Here is a 15445-nt window from a genome sequence, read left to right on the forward strand (position 1 = left end):
GAGACAAGCCCGCGACGGTGATTTTGCTGGCGAATTTGTGCTCATATCTCGGCCAGCACGGGATACAGCGAAGCGAGCAATAAAATTGCCATCGTGACATTGAAGATGCGGACGGCACGCGGCGATTTGACCAGCGATTGCAGCGCGGTGCCGGACAGCGCCCAAGCGATGGTGGAGAGCGAACCCATCACGAAGGACAGCATGACCTGCACGACCACGTTCCAGGGATAGATAGCGACAGCCGCATAGGCCGTGATGGTGCCGATGGCCATGACCCAGCCCTTGACGTTGACCCACTGAAACAACGCCGCGCCAAGGAAGGTCATGGGCTTGCGCCGCTCAACCTCGCCCGGGTCGGGCGGGCCCGACAGGCCAATGGCGACGGCGAGATAGACCAGATAGGCCGCGCCGGCATATTTCAGGATCGTCTGCAGCATCGGGATTGACGTGAAGACCGCCCCGAGCCCGAGGCCGGTGACGGCGATCATGAAGGCAAAGCCGAAGGTCACGCCGGCCATATGCGGGATCGTGCGGCGGAAGCCGAAATTCAGACCGGAGGCGAGCAACATGATGTTGTTCGGCCCCGGCGTGAAGAACATCACCACGGCAAAGACGAGGAAAGCCCAGAGCAGATGCGGCGACAGTTCCATCACGCCACCTCGACCATCGCGGGTGGGCGCTTCGACAGCAGCATCACCGCGATCCCCAGCACGACGACGATCATCCCCGCGAACCGCAGTGATCCAAACTGTTCGCCGAACGTGACGCTCGACGCCGCCGCACCAATGAACGGCACCAGCAGCGCGAACGGCACAACCTGCGCCGCGGAATAGTCGCGCAGCAGCCGGCCCCAGATCCAGTAACCCAGTGTGGTGCCCACCACCGCGAGGAACAGCACGCAGGCGAAAGCCTTCAGCGAGGCATGCGTCAGCGATTGCCACGTCGTGCTCGCGCCATCGACACTGAACAGCACCACCAGCAACGGCAGCAGCGCGACAAGACTGATCCAGGCGAACAGGTCGAGCATCGGCACGCCCTGCGCGCGCCGCAGCAGCAGATTGGAGAATGCAAAGCTCACCGGCGCGATCATCAGCACCATGAAGGGGAACACGCTGAAGTCATAGCCGACCGTGAAGCAGATCATCAGCAGCCCGCCCATGGCGATGGCGATACCCGCGACTTGCTGCCGGGTCGGTAACTCCCGCAGGAACAGCGCGGCGGCCCCTACCGTGAACAGCGCCTGACTCTGCACGATCACCGAGGTCAACCCCGCCGGCACGCCATGCGCCATGCCATAGGTCTGCGCCAGGAATTGCGCCACCAGCAGCCAGCTTGTGGCGACGATCAGCAGCCATGACAGCTTCGGCTTCGGCAGGAACAGGCACGGCAGCGCCGTGATGCCGAAGCGCAGCGTGGTGAGCAGCGTCGACGACATTTCGTCGACCGCCATCCGGGTCAGCACGAAGCCGACGCCCCAGATCACGGCCACTGCGACGGCCAACGCGATGTCGAGAGGTTTCATGACTGCGATGCGCGGAGGCTACATCCCCTCCGGTCCGCGGCTGATGGCGGCGACGCCGGTGCGCGAGATCTCGACGAGGCCAAGCGGCCGCATCAGGTCGATGAACTGGTTGATCTTGCCGGTATTGCCGGTGATCTCGAACACAAAGCTCTCGATGGTGGCGTCGATGACGCGCGCGCGGAACGCTTCGGCGAGCCGCAGCGCCTCGACGCGATGCTCGCCGGTGCCGCGCAGCTTGACCATCGCGAGTTCGCGCTCGATGGAGCGGCCGGTCAGCGTCATGTCGACGACGCGATGCACCGGGATCATGCGATCGAGCTGATGCTTGATCTGCGTGATCACCATCGGCGTGCCCGTGGTAACGATGGTGATGCGCGAGACGTGCTTGTGGCTCTCGGTCTCGGACACCGTGAGACTTTCGATGTTGTAGCCGCGGCCCGAAAAAAGCCCGATGACGCGCGCGAGCACGCCGGGCTCATTGGCGACGAGCACCGTCAGCGTATGCGTCTCGTTGGGATCGTGACGCTCTTCCATGAAATAGGCGGAGGCAGGCTGTTCCATTGTCGTTTCCTGTCGAAGTCCCGTTTGGCTTTCGCCACGATGTTACATCCCTCATGGTGAGGAGCGCGGCTTCGCGCGTCTCGAACCATGAGCTTGGACACTCATCCTTCGAGACGCCGCACAAGAGTGCGGCTCCTCAGGATGAGGGCCTGTGTTATCTGCATCACACCAACGCCTTGCCGCCGGCGAAGGCCGCGGCGGTGGCTTCGTCATTCGCTTCGAGCGGCAACAGCATTTCGTTATGCGCCTTGCCGGACGGGATCATCGGGAAGCAATTCTCCAGCGCCGCGACGCGGCAGTCGAACAGCACCGGCTTCTTCACCTTGATCATTTCCTGCAGTGCGCCGTCGAGATCGCCGGGCTTGCTGCACTGGAAGCCGACGCCGCCATAGGCCTCAGCAAGCTTGACGAAATCGGGCAGCGCTTCCGAGTAGGAATGGGACAGCCGGTTGCCATGCAGCAGCTGCTGCCACTGGCGCACCATGCCCATATACTGGTTGTTGAGGATGAAGATCTTGATCGGCAATTCGTGCTGAACCGCCGCCGACATTTCCTGCATCGTCATCTGCACCGACGCGTCGCCGCCGATATCGATGACCAGCGAATCCGGATGCGCAACCTGCACGCCCAGCGCCGCCGGCAGGCCGTAGCCCATGGTGCCCAGACCACCCGACGTCATCCAGCGATGCGGCTCCTCGAAGCCGAAGAACTGCGCCGCCCACATCTGATGCTGGCCGACTTCGGTGGTGATGTAGGTGTCGTGGCCGCGCGTCGCCTCGAACAGCCGCTGGATCGCGAACTGCGGCAGGATCACATCGTCGTTCTTCTTGTAGGCCAGCGAATTGCGCGCGCGCCAGGTGGCGATGGTCTTCCACCAATCCTTGGTGTCCGGCTTCTTCGCCTCGGATTTGAACACCTGCAGGATGTCGCCCAGCACGTTGCCGCAATCGCCGATGATTGGGATATCGACGCGGATGTTCTTGTTGATCGACGACGGATCGATGTCGATGTGGATCTTCTTCGAGTTCGGCGAGAACGCGTCCGTACGTCCGGTGATGCGGTCGTCGAAGCGCGCGCCGACGCACAGCATGACGTCACAGTCATGCATCGCCATGTTCGCTTCGTAAGTGCCGTGCATGCCCAGCATGCCCAGCCAGTTCGGGCCGGATGCCGGATAGGCGCCGAGGCCCATCAGCGTCGAGGTGATCGGGAAACCAGTGACCTCGACCAGCTCGCGCAGCAGCTTCGAGGCAGCGAGACCCGAATTGATGACGCCGCCGCCGGAATAGATGATCGGCTTCTTGGCACCCGCCAGCAACGACACCGCCTTGCGGATCGCATTGGCATCACCCTTCACGCGCGGCGAATAGGAGATGTGAACGTCCGACTTGCGCGGCGGATGATAGGTGCCGGTGGCGAACTGCACATCCTTCGGCACGTCGACGACGACCGGACCCGGACGGCCGGTGGTCGCAACGTAGAAGGCTTCATGCAGCACCTTGGCGAGATCGTTGACGTCGCGGACCAGCCAGTTGTGCTTGGTGCAGGGCCGCGTGATGCCGACGGTGTCGCATTCCTGGAACGCGTCGTTACCAATGAGATGCGTCGGGACCTGTCCGGTGATGCAGACCAGCGGGATCGAATCCATCAGCGCGTCGGCCAGCGGCGTCACCATATTGGTGGCGCCCGGGCCGGACGTCACCAACACGACGCCCGGCAGGCCGGTCGAGCGCGCATAGCCTTCGGCGGCATGGCCGGCGCCCTGCTCGTGGCGGACCAGAATGTGCTCGACCTCGGACTGCTGGTAGATCTCGTCATAGATCGGCAGCACTGCACCGCCGGGATAGCCGAAGATGTGCTTGACGCCATGATCCGCAAGCGCGCGCACGATCATCGCTGCGCCGGTCATCTGATTGGGATCGTGAGGCTTGCTGTCACTCATGGTTCGCTCCGGATGCGCTCTGCGGCGCGGCTTGGTCTGGATGGTCGCTGGGTTCGGAAAGCTTGAAGTTCAGACAATAAAAAAGGGCCCGTTCAGGACCCTGTGCACACCGCTCGGTTCGTGGGTAGCCGTCAGCTACCCCCGGCGGTGCGCCAGGGTACCACGATAATAAGGAGATTTGTAACTTTGTTGCGCACAGGATCAATCCAACTTTTCAAAACTTGCGCGGAACATAGCCAGCAAACAGGGGATGTCAAGGGAAGTTGCTGTGATCGCGCTGATTTTGGAGCCTAGCCGGGTCTTTGGCGTTCGGCGAGCGGAAAATCGGGCGGGCAGATATGCGGCGGCAGAAAAACGGCACGCCCCGCATTTCCCGGCGAAGGGGCAAACACGTTGACGGCAGCCACGACTCGCCCTGAAGATGCACCATGATCATTGCGCATCCTCGACTTCAATGGATCAAGTCCAAGAAGCCCAATAAAGCTGCTCTTGTCCTTTGCGGCCTCTATTCGGCGCTTGCTGTACCGCTGCTGGCGCTGGCTGTATTCGAGCGCGACATCAAAAGCGCCGTCGTCTTGCAGCAGGTTGCGCTGATCCCGTTCACGATGATCGCAACCATTCCACGCATCTACCAATTCATCGTCGATAGGACATGGCTCAACAATATGTATGTCGGGTTCGCCATCAGCCTGTCGATCGTGTACGTGGCCGCATACATCGTGTGCTGGTCTCTAATCTTCGTCGTTAGCTTCGTCGCTGTCCGTCGGCGTGCGTAGGTTAGTTATGCGACGCCGCGCGAGACCCAGGCTCGGCCGGGGGCGGATTACGCCTTCAAGCTAGTCGGCCCTACACGCTATGCCCGCCTCCTCCACCGTCATCCACGCGAACTCCGGCAGTTGATGCCGAAACCACGTGAACTGCCGCTTGGCGTAGTGCCGCGTATCCGCCTGCCCGATCTCCGCGGCCTCCTCGCGCGAGATCTCGCCGCGGATATGCCGGATCAGGGCCGGCACGCCATGAGCCTTCATCGCCGGCAGCAGCGGATCGAGACCGCGCGCAGCCAGTGCCGCGACTTCGTCCAGCGCGCCCTCGTCCAGCATTCGCCCGAACCGCGCATCGATCCGCGCATAGAGCTCGTCGCGCTCCGGCGCCAGAAACAGCGCGGTGACGCCCTCCGGTGGCAGCAGCGGCGGCAGGCCCTCGCTGTGCCAGTCGGTCAGCGAACGTCCCGTCGCCTCCACGACTTCCAGCGCGCGGGCGATGCGCGTGCGGTCGCGCAGATTGAGCCGCGCGGCGGAGACCGGATCAACCAAAGCGAGCTGCGCATGCAGCGCCTCCGGCCCATCCCTTTCCAGCCGCGCGCGGACATCGTCGCGCACCTCGGCGGCGACGGGCGGTACGGCCGAGAGCCCGCGCGTCAGCGCCTTGAAGTATAGTCCGGAGCCGCCGATGAAGATCGGCAGTTTGCCTTGCGTCCGCACCTCGGCAAGCACCCGCGCCGCCTCCTCGACCCAGGCGCCGGCGGAGAAATTCACCGCGGCATCGACCGTGCCATAGAGCCGGTGCGGCGCCTGCACTTCTTCCTCGACCGTCGGCCGCGCCGTCAGCACGCGCAGGTCGCGATAGACCTGCATGCTGTCGGTATTGATGACCACGCCGTCCCGCGCGCGCGCCACGGCCAGCGCCAGCGCCGACTTGCCGCTGGCGGTCGGCCCTGCGATAAGCAGCGCTCTGTTGTCCGGACTGGAACTCACGTCATGTCTCTCGTTGCGACCCTGATCTGCAACCCCGCCAATCCCGCTCTCGATAGCACGGTGGTCGACGGTCTGCGCGCACTTCTGCCGGGCGACACCGAGGCGCACTGGCTGAGCGACGGCGTCGCCGCAGATATCCTGTTTGCCAGCGACCACAACATCCTCGCGCTCGGCGACCGCCTCCGCGCAGCCCGCGGCGACATGCCGATCGACGTTGTCGTGCAGCCTGTCAGCGACCGGCGCAAGAAGCTTTTTCTCGCCGACATGGATTCCACCATGATCGGCCAGGAATGTATCGACGAGCTCGCTGACTTCGCCGGCCTCAAGGCTCATGTGGCTGCGATTACCGAACGGGCCATGCGCGGCGAGATCGAATTCGAGCCGGCACTGCGCGAACGCGTGGCGCTGCTGAAAGACCTGAAAGTCGGCGTGGTCGATGAGGTGCTGGCCTCGCGCATCACGCTGACGCCGGGCGGCCGCGAGCTGGTGCAGACCATGCGCGCCAATGGCGCCTATACCTGCCTCGTCTCCGGCGGCTTCACGCTGTTCACAGCCAAGGTCGCCGAACTCGTCGGCTTCCAGGAAAACCGCGCCAACGTGTTGCATGTCGCTGATGGCAAGCTGACAGGCACCGTCGCCGAGCCCATCCTCGGCAAGGCCGCGAAACTCGCAACGCTGGTCGAGCTGCGCGAGTCCTTCGATCTCGACAATCTCGACACCATGGCCGTCGGCGACGGCGCCAACGATCTGGCGATGATCCAGGATGCAGGCCTCGGCGTCGCCTATCACGCCAAGCCGGCCGTGGCTGCATCGGCAGCAGCCCGGATCGACCACGGCGATCTCACCGCGCTACTGTATGCGCAGGGCTACAAGCGCAGCACGTTTGTGACCGCGTAGGCACGGCCAAAGTCTAAACGTAAATTGAACCACTGCGGCAGCCGCAGCGTCAAACGACCGGTCTTCAGTTACGAAAGCACCGGTCATCATGCCGCCGTTGGATTTATCGGGTCTCGTTCCGCTCTTCGCTTTGATTTGGATTCTCGTGCCCCTAATGGAATGCGTGCGGACGTTCCTGGCCGACAGGCCCCTTTCCGCACGCCAACTTCTCCATACCGGCTGGCGAAGCATCTATGCGGGCGCATGGCTGACGATGTTTCTCGTTCTCCAGCAAGCTTACAGGCAGCAGGCAATATCGCTTCGCACGCTGGTTCTGCTGCTACTTGCGACATTCGCGGTGCTGCTGACCGCCGACTGGTTGATCAAACAGCGCTATCCCGAGAAGGAACCGGTCACTGAGCCGCCCGCCTAAAAATAAGATTCCCGGAGTGTTCATCCCATGACGAGATTCCCCGCCACTCCAGTTGGAATGGCGGGGAATCTCGACGTGTTCTGGTGGCTTCAGCCGCAAACTCTAATTGTCGTCGCCCGACTTGATCGGGCGCCCCAGTAAACGCAGGCCATCGTGACGAAGCGCAACGCCGGCGTTTACTGGGCTCCCCGCTTTCGTGAGGGCAACAGGCCGACGCCAAACATTTTTTCCTATCTTCCGTTGACACCATCCCCATAAGGTTTATATTCCCCCTCGTCCTGCCCCACCGAGAGGGGCGATCGCGATCGTCACGTTCGCGGGGTGGGATGCGGTGGACGCCGGAGATGCGGCGTCACGCGGTTCAGGGGGGACGTCTGTCTTCGGGCAGGACGGATCTGCGCCAGCACTGCCACTGGCAAGGACACGGCCGACCTTGAGATGGAAAGACGCCCTGGACAGTGTGACGGACGACCAACTCGAAACGCGTTCGGCTTACTCGCTTGAGGCTACCCTGTCCCTCCGCCCTGGGACATTAATTTTGGTGATGGGACCGTTCGCCATGGCAGATGTGCAAGCAACCGAAAAAACACCGCAGGCGGAACGTCGGGCAATCGCTCGGCGCCTCCGAAAGTCCTGATGCACACAAAATTGCGGAAGACCGCATCGCATCAGGCCCAAGGGTGCAACGGGCACCCGGCGTTCCGCACGCCCTCTCACAAGAGGGTGGGAATGCAAGAGACGACGGCGCCCCCGCGCCGCAAACAATGGGGGCGATGACGCATGTCTGAAGGGTCGTGGCTGTTTGACAGTTGAATCTGTGAATGACGCGCAGGCGTTTGTGGCATCCCTCCCCCGCGCGAAGCGAAGCTTCGCTAGGCGGGGAGGGTCGGCCGAACGAGGCGATGCGCAGCATCGACGAAGTGGAGGCCGGGGTGGGGGTGCCACGAGCGACGCCCTCACGTGGGGCGCCCCACCCGTCACGTTTGTTCGCTTCGCTCTCAAACGCGCCACCCTCCCCGCTGCGCGCGGCTTCGCCGCGCTTGAGGGAGGGAGAAGAAAGCGCCCCTACTGCACGCTCAGCGCAACGAAGCGCAGCTCGCCTTCGGCATTCGACACCAGCAGCAGCACCGACTTCTTGCCGTCCTTCTTCAAGGCATCGACGCGCTTCTTGACGTCGGCAGCATTGGTAACCGCTTCCTGCGCGACCTCGACGATGACGTCGCCGGCGGCCAGGCGCTTCTCGGCGGCGTCGGAGCCGGCATCGACGCCGGTCACGATGACGCCCTTCACGCTGTCCTTGATCTTGTACTTGGTGCGCAGATCCTTGCTGAGACCGGTGAGGTCGAGGCCCAGCGCCTTCTGCGTCGCCGGCTTCTCGGCTTCCGGCGTGGCCTTGATCGAGGCCTGCACCGGCTTGTCATCCTCGAGACGTCCGAGGGTGACCTGCTTGGTCTCTTCCTTGCCCTTGCGAATGATCAGCACATTGACCGCCTTGCCGACGGCGGTGCCGGCAACGATGCGCGACAGGTCCTTCGGCTCCTTGACGTCACGGCCGTCGAACTTGATCACCACATCGCCGGGCTCGAGGCCGGCAGGCTTGGCCGGGCCCTTGTCGTCGACGCCGGCGATCAGCGCGCCGCGGGCGGGCTTGATGTTCAGGCTCTCGGCAATCTCGTCCGTCACCGGCTGGATGCGCACGCCGAGCCAGCCGCGGCGGACTTCCTTGTATTCGCGCAGCTGCTCGATGACGCCGACCACGGTCTTCGACGGCACGGCGAAGCCGAGGCCGATGGAGCCGCCGGTGGGCGAGATGATCAGCGTGTTCACGCCAACCACTTCGCCCTCGAGGTTGAACAGCGGGCCGCCCGAATTGCCGCGATTGATCGAAGCGTCGGTCTGGATATAGCTGTCATAGGGGCTGTTGTTGCTGATCTCGCGGTTACGCGCCGAGACAATGCCCGCAGTGACGCTGCCGCCAAGCGAGAACGGATTGCCGATCGCGATCACCCATTCGCCGAGCCGCAGCTTTTCACTGTCGCCGAATTTGACGGCGACCACCGGCTTTACCGGGGTGAACTTGAGCACCGCCAGATCGGTCTTCTTGTCGACGCCGACCAGCTCCGCCTTGATCTTGGTGCCGTCATTCATGATGACGGTGATCTCGTCGGCACCATCGATGACATGGTTGTTCGTGACCACGACACCCGAGGTATCGATGATGAAACCGGAGCCCAGCGAATTGGTCTTGCGCGGCTGAAGGCCGCCATTCTTGTCGCCGCCAGGGCGCCCGCCCCTGTTCTTGAAGAAGTCGTCGAAGAACTCCTCGAACGGCGAGCCTGGCGGCAGTTGCGGCATTGCCCCGCGGCCACCGCCCTCCCCCTTGTCGCTGTTCTTCGCCTCGACAGTCGAGGTGGTCGAGATATTGACCACGGAATCGATCACCTTCTCGGCAACGTCGGCGATCCCATCCGGCCCGCGGGCCGAGGCCGGCGCGGAAAACGCGGCGACCGCGGCGCCAAAACAAAGCGCCGTCAGCAGCGGACGCAGGCCGCTATACGGTGCACGGCGCGAAACGGAGCTCAGAGAGGGATGAGCGATGGACATGTCGGAAACGTCTCCAAAAAGAGAGTCGGCAAATTTGACTGAGAGTGCGCCCGAACGGCGACATCGCGCAAGCCTTCGCGCGGGCCATCCGGCTGGCCCATCTGGGACGTGGATTGCGGCGGAATGCGGACGTAAACGTGCACGATCGCGTTGATCGGGAAGAGCTTTTTCGGACGCCCGGAGAGATTATGAGCCGCCGCTAGCGCCGGATCGCCCAGATCAGGATCAGGCCGCCGACGGCCGAGACCAGACCGGCAATGCGCAGGATGTTGTCAGGGCTTTGCAGCGCGCTCTTCATCGCGCGGCGCATCCATCCGGGAAATGCCAGGAACAGGATGCCTTCGAATACGAACAGGATTCCGATGCCGATGAGGAAGTCGGCAAACGCTATGGACCTCATCCGACTTCAACTCCCGAACGTTCGCACCCTGGCCGCAGTTTCTTGGCAGTTTTCTTGGCGCTTTTCTGAAAACAAATGAGGCGCGCCACGATGGCGCGCCTCATCCTTTAGATCAGAGTGGCAGCGAACGCAAAACAGGTATCCGCGTAAGCTTAACCAGTGACGCCGCTACTGCGGCTTTGCCGCGGGGGGCTTTCCCGACGGATTGGCGAAGAAGCGGAAGAACTCCGAATCCGGCCGCAGCAGGAAGCGGGTGTCGTTGCTCTTCAATCCGTTCTCGTAGGCTGTCATCGAGCGGTAGAACGCGAAGAACTCCGGATCCTGGCCGTAGGATTCGGCGAACAGACGGTTGCGCTCGCCGTCGCCGGCACCACGCGTCTGTTCAGCCGTCGAATTCGCATCGGCGATGATCACCGTTGCTTCACGATCGGCCTTGGAGCGAATCTCCTGCGCCTTCTGGCCACCGCCCGCGCGGAATTCAGCAGCTTCCCGCTGACGCTCGGTCTGCATCCGCTGATACACAGCCTGGCTGTTCGCCTCCGGCAGATCGGCGCGGCGGATACGAACGTCCACGACGGAGATGCCGTAACCATCGGCTTCCTTGTCGAGCTGCTCGCGGATCTTGTTCATCAGGTTCTCGCGCTCGTCGCGCACGATCTGGATGAAGGTGACCTCGCCGAGCACACGGCGCATGGCCGCGTTGAGCAGCGTGGTGAGCTGGATGTTGGCCGCCTGGATCGAGCCGATGCTCTGGTAGAAGCGCAGGGCATTCTTGATCTTGTAGCGAGCGAAGGCATCGACCACCAGACGACGCTGGTCGTTGGCAATGATTTCCTGAGCCGGGTTTTCCAGATCGAGGATACGCTTGTCGATCGAGATCACGCTGTCGATGAACGGGATCTTGAAGTTCAGACCGGGTTCGGTGACCACGCGAACGGGCTCGCCGAGTCGCACCACAAGGGCCTGTTCAGTCTGGCGCACCGTATAGATCGAGCCGAAGCCCACGATGACCAGCACCAGCACTACAATCAGTGCAACGATACCTGAGATGCCGGTTTTCATCGGGTGCTCCCGCTCTGCTGAGGCTGACCAGATGGCGCCGGAGGCTGACGCCGCGGCGTCAGTTCATTCAAGGGAAGGTAAGGCACGACGCCTTGCGAAGCACCGGCGCCCTGGCCGCCGTCATAGACCAGCTTCTCGGCACCGCCGAAGATCCGCTCCATGGTTTCGAGATAGATACGCTGACGGGTTACGTCAGGCGCCTTCTTGTACTCGTCATAGACCTTCAGGAAGCGCGCGCTCTGGCCCTTGGCTTCGGCGATCGCCTGTTCGCGATAGCCTTCGGCGACCTGCAGGATCTGCGCAGCGCGACCGCGCGCATCGGGAACGACGCGGTTGGTGTAGGTCTGGGCTTCGTTCTGCAGACGCTGCGCGTCGGCCTGTGCCGCCTGCACGTCACGGAATGCATCGATCACCTGGGCAGGCGGATCGACCTTCTGCAGCTGGACCTGCTGGATCAGGACGCCGGCGCTATAGCCGTCGAGCGTCTTCTGCATCAGTTCCTGCACCTGGGTTTCGGTGGTGGTGCGTGCGCCGGTGAGGATCGGCTGAATGTTGGCGCGGCCAACAACTTCACGCATCACGCTTTCGGCGACCGCTTTGACGGTGCCTTCGGGGTTCTGGATGTTGAACAGGAAGTTGCCGACACCGTCGGGCTTGATGCGCCACAACACGGTGAAGTCGACATCGACGATGTTCTCGTCGCCGGTCAGCATCAGGCTTTCTTCCGGCACATCGCGGATGGTGCGGCCACGGCGACCGGTATCTTCCAGGATCGACATGCCGACCGACAAGGTCGATACGCGCAGCGCCTTCGGCAACAGCACGGTCTCGATCGGATAAGGCAGATGATAGTTCAGGCCGGGCTGCACGGTGCGGACATGCTTGCCGAAGCGCAGCACGACACCGAGCTCTTCGGACTGCACGCGGAAGAAACCGGACAGCCCCCAGATCACGAGCGCCACGGCGAGCACGAGCGCGATGCCCATGCCGCTGACGAAGCCGCCGGGCAGCATCGACTGCAGGCGGTCCTGCCCCTTGCGCAGCAGATCCTCAAGATCAGGCGGCCTCGGTCCGGATGATTGCGGACCAGAACCCCAGGGTCCCTTCGGACCAGAGCCCCATGGGCCTCCGCCTTGATTCTTCCACGGCATTCAACACTCTCCTCTGCGCGGCCGGACATACCGGTCTCGCCACGTCTGCATGGCTTTATAGGGGACGACCCCAGCTCTTACAACGCGGGGTTCTTGATCGCTGGAGCTATGCCCGAGGCCGCGAAAGTCAATGTTAACGGGCGGAAAACGCGGTTAACGAGGCGCTCTCCGGCAATATGTCACATAGGAGAAATCGACGCTGTCCTCGCCCGCCGCGGCGTTCCTGACGCGCGCAACTTCTTCCCACACAGTGAGATCGACCGGCGGCATAAAGGTATCGCCCGGCGGCTTCGCGTGAACTTCGGTCACTTCGAGACGGTCGGCGATCCCCATCCACTGGGCATAGATCTCGGCGCCGCCGATCACGGCAATCTCAGTGACCAAACGCCGCAGCGCATCGCCAGTCGCCACCGCGCGCGCATCGGCAAGCGACGTGGTGACTACAGCCCCCGCGGCCTGATAGTCGGCATTGCGCGTGATGACGATATTGGTGCGGCCCGGCAGCGGCTTCGGAAACGACTCGAACGTCTTCCGGCCCATCACGATCGGCTTGCCCATCGTCAGCGCCTTGAAGCGCTGCATGTCGGACTTGAGCCGCCATGGAATGGCATTGCCCTGCCCGATCACGCCGTTCTCGGCGACGGCATAGACGAAGACAATCTGAGGGACAGCCGTCGTTGCGGTCACACCGCAACCTCGGCCTTGATATGCGGATGCGGATCGTAGCCTTCGAGGGTGAAGTCCTCATAGCGGAACGCGAAGATGTCCTTCACGTCCGGATTGATCTTCATCACCGGCAGCGTACGCGTCGGCCGCGTCAACTGCAGCCGCGCTTGCTCCAGATGGTTGGAATAGAGATGCGTATCGCCAAGGGTGTGGACGAAGTCGCCGGGCTTGAGACCCGTGACCTGCGCGATCATCATCGTCAGCAGTGCATAGGAGGCGATATTGAACGGTTTTCCGGCTATGGCCAATTTCACTACTTTCGCTACGGAATAGAGGTAATATAATACGCCTGCGCATATAGAAGGTAGACGATTCCCTTGCTAAGTACCTCACTGAAACTGGTATGCCGCGCGTCTTAAGAACAAAGCAAAACCCGCGATCAGCGGGTTTTTCACTTTGAGCCCGGAACAGGCATGGAGGACGGCCCTGCGCAGCGGCTCCCACAGTTGCAAGCAAGCAGGGCCGTTCAGATCTCCAAGGAGCTGCTTGAGCTGAACTCTGGTTACCAAGGTAACTCCATGCCCCCGTAAGGGGGGGGACGGACCACAATGGAACACAGCTCCAATGATCTCACGGCTACGGCCCGATTTGACGCAGGGATGTTGGCCCACCTTCAGAATTCAAGCGCGCGGTGCTCAGTCCCCGGGCTATCGAGGATTTCGCAGTGTCGACCGGAGGTCTGAATGGAGGCTACGTCGAGAAGATCACTCATGGACAACCGCAACTCGTTGCCCAGCGCCAGCATTGTTCGGCTCAAGTTATTCGCTTTTTGGTTACGGTTTTCGCTTTCAGTTTGCGCGGTGTGCGCCGTCTATTCTGCGGGTTTGAAAAATGACCTAGTGGGAAACGGATTCCAAACCCGTTGCTTTGGTCTTCCGGAATGAATTGCAGTCCATAATGCGACATGAGCGCCGTTTGCACGGCCTCGACCGTCTTTAGCGTCGTCCCTGGCATTTCCATCTCGAAATTGGCGAGCGTGCGGAAGCTAATTTTCGCCGCTTCAGCAAGGTCTTCCCGGCTAATTCCGAGGAGTTGCCGGGCTGCCATTAAAACCTTGGGAGGGTAGTACATCGAGCCAATTTCGATGGGAGCAACGACGTGTCAACAATTGTCATCGAATTCCGTATTTTTTGTCTTCGAAAGCACGAATCCTTGTATTTGATGTATCGTTCTGGCTACATTGCCGGGAGCCACTCCTCGGGTTGCAAAGGATTCGCTAATGGCCTTATTCGTTCTGCTAGGATCAAAGGGCGGCGCTGGGCGCACCGCATCCAGCATCGTTCTATCTGCGGGACTTGCCGCGATAGGGCTTCGACCGCTGCACCTTCAGATCACGATGTCGGGCGTCCAGCCGGTCATAGCTTCTGCCAACGGCGTCCCCTTCGCGACCGCGGCCATCGCCGAACACGATGCTACGCCGGACGCCATACGTCACATGATTGCGGCTCATCCGGAGTGCTCGACGGTCGTCATTGATATGGTCAAACGGACCGTTTGGGATACCGTCCTAAACTATCCGGCGCCGGTAGTTCTTTTCCCAATGAGGCGCAAGGCTCACGAGATTGAACTTGCTGTTCGGGACTACAGAGATCTTCAGCCGTATCAATCCTCCGGCACCGATCCCTTTTTTCGCTCGCGATCGATTTCTAAATCGGGAGCGAGAAGGCCGACTCATGGGGTGTGTGCTAGGCTTTTGCCAGTTGCTTGGCCGGAGACCGCGGACGAACCGGCCGTCGAAACGGCAGTGGCGCGCTTTGATGGCCCCCGGCGAGTTGGTTTGTCCCGCCCGCACATACTTTGGCCCGGTATCCCGGAGTTCTCCCGAGATCATCTGGACGACCTCATTAACAGGTCAGAGTACGTTTGTAGTTCAGCGATCGCGGAAGCGGCCGTGACGCTCGCTCGGTCGGTCTCGCAGCTTCGTGCATGATCGAAGGGGGCCTGATGCGGCTTCGGTTCGATTAGATTTGGAAGCACAATGTTTGAATTCGGAAATGGACGTCCTGCAGACCTTCTCGCGTTGGCGTCAGAGGTGGATCGCCTTCAGCGGCTGGCGACAGACTTGATGCTTTTCACTGATGGGTACCTAAACATCGGCGACGAAGCTCCCGTTCTCGACAACTGGATGCGGACCTCTCGGAGCGCCGCCTGTTTAGCGGGAATGGTTTGGGATCACCCGACTCTGCCCGGCGGCGGGCGTTCGATCGTCACAAGCGATCTTTGCCTGCTCGTGGAAGAGATGGGGGTGGCTCGCACGAATTCGCGTTGGTATCGATTAGGACGCCCTTATGGCAGCACGCGTTCCTCCTGACCTTCAGCGTGCGGAGAGGCTTCGCCTCGCTAACGCAGACTGCTGGTCGCACTCCGAACGCGATGCTTCGCCGATCTCCATCTGAAATCCCGCGTCTTCATCT

The 15445-nt window shown here is 61.9% G+C and carries 15 protein-coding genes and 1 pseudogene; 4 read left to right on the forward strand and 12 right to left on the reverse strand.

Translation table 11 applies throughout. The features are described from left to right. Positions 1-41: 41 nt before the first annotated feature. The 4 genes from BLW80_RS23920 to BLW80_RS23935 form a co-directional block, all read right to left on the reverse strand. Positions 42-650, reverse strand: coding sequence for a LysE family translocator (locus tag BLW80_RS23920; protein WP_092147295.1), 609 nt, complete (start codon positions 648-650; stop codon positions 42-44). Further along, positions 650-1522 (reverse strand): EamA family transporter, encoded by an 873-nt coding sequence (locus BLW80_RS23925; protein WP_093760356.1) that lies wholly within the window; start codon positions 1520-1522, stop codon positions 650-652. Before BLW80_RS23925 ends, BLW80_RS23920 begins: the two co-directional genes overlap by 1 nt. A gap of 18 nt (positions 1523-1540) precedes the next feature. Then, a complete protein-coding gene (gene ilvN, locus BLW80_RS23930; RefSeq protein WP_068738461.1) occupies positions 1541-2083 on the reverse strand; it encodes an acetolactate synthase small subunit in 543 nt (180 codons plus the stop codon). Between the two features lie 163 nt (positions 2084-2246). After that, positions 2247-4025: an acetolactate synthase 3 large subunit gene (locus BLW80_RS23935; protein WP_093760358.1), complete on the reverse strand. Its 1779-nt coding sequence runs from the start codon at positions 4023-4025 to the stop codon at positions 2247-2249. Between the two features lie 428 nt (positions 4026-4453). Between BLW80_RS23935 and BLW80_RS23940 the strand changes: the two genes are divergently transcribed. After that, positions 4454-4801 carry a hypothetical protein gene (locus tag BLW80_RS23940; RefSeq protein WP_093760360.1) on the forward strand — a complete coding sequence of 116 codons (348 nt, stop codon included), beginning with the start codon at positions 4454-4456 and terminating at the stop codon, positions 4799-4801. Between the two features lie 60 nt (positions 4802-4861). Here the strand turns inward: BLW80_RS23940 and miaA are convergent, their stop codons facing one another. Further along, positions 4862-5779 carry a tRNA (adenosine(37)-N6)-dimethylallyltransferase MiaA gene (miaA, locus tag BLW80_RS23945; RefSeq protein ID WP_093760362.1) on the reverse strand — a complete coding sequence of 306 codons (918 nt, stop codon included), beginning with the start codon at positions 5777-5779 and terminating at the stop codon, positions 4862-4864. A gap of 3 nt (positions 5780-5782) precedes the next feature. On the opposite strand from miaA, the gene serB reads away from it, so the two are divergent. Next, the gene (gene serB, locus BLW80_RS23950; protein WP_093760364.1) at positions 5783-6676 is read left to right on the forward strand and encodes a phosphoserine phosphatase SerB; all 894 of its coding nucleotides are present in this window, start codon (positions 5783-5785) and stop codon (positions 6674-6676) included. A gap of 88 nt (positions 6677-6764) precedes the next feature. Then, positions 6765-7088 (forward strand): hypothetical protein, encoded by a 324-nt coding sequence (locus BLW80_RS23955; protein ID WP_139285909.1) that lies wholly within the window; start codon positions 6765-6767, stop codon positions 7086-7088. A 1065-nt stretch (positions 7089-8153) separates the two neighbouring features. Here BLW80_RS23955 and BLW80_RS23960 read toward each other — a convergent pair. From BLW80_RS23960 to BLW80_RS23990, 7 genes and pseudogenes are all read right to left on the reverse strand, one after another. Next, positions 8154-9692: a Do family serine endopeptidase gene (locus BLW80_RS23960; RefSeq protein WP_093760368.1), complete on the reverse strand. Its 1539-nt coding sequence runs from the start codon at positions 9690-9692 to the stop codon at positions 8154-8156. 199 nt (positions 9693-9891) lie between these two features. Continuing rightward, positions 9892-10092, reverse strand: coding sequence for a DUF2065 domain-containing protein (locus BLW80_RS23965; protein WP_068734021.1), 201 nt, complete (start codon positions 10090-10092; stop codon positions 9892-9894). Between the two features lie 168 nt (positions 10093-10260). Next, complete coding sequence (gene hflC / locus BLW80_RS23970) at positions 10261-11154, reverse strand: protease modulator HflC (RefSeq protein WP_089268264.1); 894 nt, start codon at positions 11152-11154, stop codon at positions 10261-10263. Continuing rightward, the gene (gene hflK / locus BLW80_RS23975) at positions 11151-12305 is read right to left on the reverse strand and encodes an FtsH protease activity modulator HflK (RefSeq protein ID WP_089268263.1); all 1155 of its coding nucleotides are present in this window, start codon (positions 12303-12305) and stop codon (positions 11151-11153) included. The genes hflC and hflK overlap by 4 nt, the downstream gene beginning before the upstream one ends. A 153-nt stretch (positions 12306-12458) precedes the next feature. After that, positions 12459-12992, reverse strand: a complete 534-nt coding sequence (locus tag BLW80_RS23980) for a dihydrofolate reductase (protein ID WP_093760370.1) — start codon at positions 12990-12992, stop codon at positions 12459-12461. Next, positions 12989-13267, reverse strand: a pseudogene (gene thyA, locus BLW80_RS23985) (thymidylate synthase); the annotation flags it as partial. The pseudogene thyA and the gene BLW80_RS23980, both read right to left, overlap by 4 nt. Positions 13268-13784: 517 nt before the next feature. After that, positions 13785-14102, reverse strand: a complete 318-nt coding sequence (locus tag BLW80_RS23990) for a helix-turn-helix domain-containing protein (RefSeq protein WP_093760373.1) — start codon at positions 14100-14102, stop codon at positions 13785-13787. 994 nt (positions 14103-15096) lie between these two features. Between BLW80_RS23990 and BLW80_RS31005 the strand changes: the two genes are divergently transcribed. Continuing rightward, positions 15097-15342: a DUF6634 family protein gene (locus BLW80_RS31005; RefSeq protein WP_502688634.1), complete on the forward strand. Its 246-nt coding sequence runs from the start codon at positions 15097-15099 to the stop codon at positions 15340-15342. Positions 15343-15445: the final 103 nt, after the last annotated feature.

The sequence above is a fragment of the Tardiphaga sp. OK245 genome (assembly GCF_900108575.1).
GTDB lineage: Bacteria > Pseudomonadota > Alphaproteobacteria > Rhizobiales > Xanthobacteraceae > Tardiphaga > Tardiphaga robiniae.

What these genes read in the sequence shown, in the direction of transcription:
- BLW80_RS23920 (WP_092147295.1), bottom strand. Translation starts at nt 650, where the DNA reads ATGGAACTGTCGCCGCATCTGCTCTGGGCTTTCCTCGTCTTTGCCGTG.
- BLW80_RS23925 (WP_093760356.1), bottom strand. Translation starts at nt 1,522, where the DNA reads ATGAAACCTCTCGACATCGCGTTGGCCGTCGCAGTGGCCGTGATCTGG.
- ilvN (WP_068738461.1), bottom strand. Translation starts at nt 2,083, where the DNA reads ATGGAACAGCCTGCCTCCGCCTATTTCATGGAAGAGCGTCACGATCCC.
- BLW80_RS23935 (WP_093760358.1), bottom strand. Translation starts at nt 4,025, where the DNA reads ATGAGTGACAGCAAGCCTCACGATCCCAATCAGATGACCGGCGCAGCG.
- BLW80_RS23940 (WP_093760360.1), top strand. Translation starts at nt 4,454, where the DNA reads ATGATCATTGCGCATCCTCGACTTCAATGGATCAAGTCCAAGAAGCCC.
- serB (WP_093760364.1), top strand. Translation starts at nt 5,783, where the DNA reads ATGTCTCTCGTTGCGACCCTGATCTGCAACCCCGCCAATCCCGCTCTC.
- BLW80_RS23955 (WP_139285909.1), top strand. Translation starts at nt 6,765, where the DNA reads ATGCCGCCGTTGGATTTATCGGGTCTCGTTCCGCTCTTCGCTTTGATT.
- BLW80_RS23960 (WP_093760368.1), bottom strand. Translation starts at nt 9,692, where the DNA reads ATGTCCATCGCTCATCCCTCTCTGAGCTCCGTTTCGCGCCGTGCACCG.
- BLW80_RS23965 (WP_068734021.1), bottom strand. Translation starts at nt 10,092, where the DNA reads ATGAGGTCCATAGCGTTTGCCGACTTCCTCATCGGCATCGGAATCCTG.
- hflC (WP_089268264.1), bottom strand. Translation starts at nt 11,154, where the DNA reads ATGAAAACCGGCATCTCAGGTATCGTTGCACTGATTGTAGTGCTGGTG.
- hflK (WP_089268263.1), bottom strand. Translation starts at nt 12,305, where the DNA reads ATGCCGTGGAAGAATCAAGGCGGAGGCCCATGGGGCTCTGGTCCGAAG.
- BLW80_RS23990 (WP_093760373.1), bottom strand. Translation starts at nt 14,102, where the DNA reads ATGTACTACCCTCCCAAGGTTTTAATGGCAGCCCGGCAACTCCTCGGA.
- BLW80_RS31005 (WP_502688634.1), top strand. Translation starts at nt 15,097, where the DNA reads ATGCTTTTCACTGATGGGTACCTAAACATCGGCGACGAAGCTCCCGTT.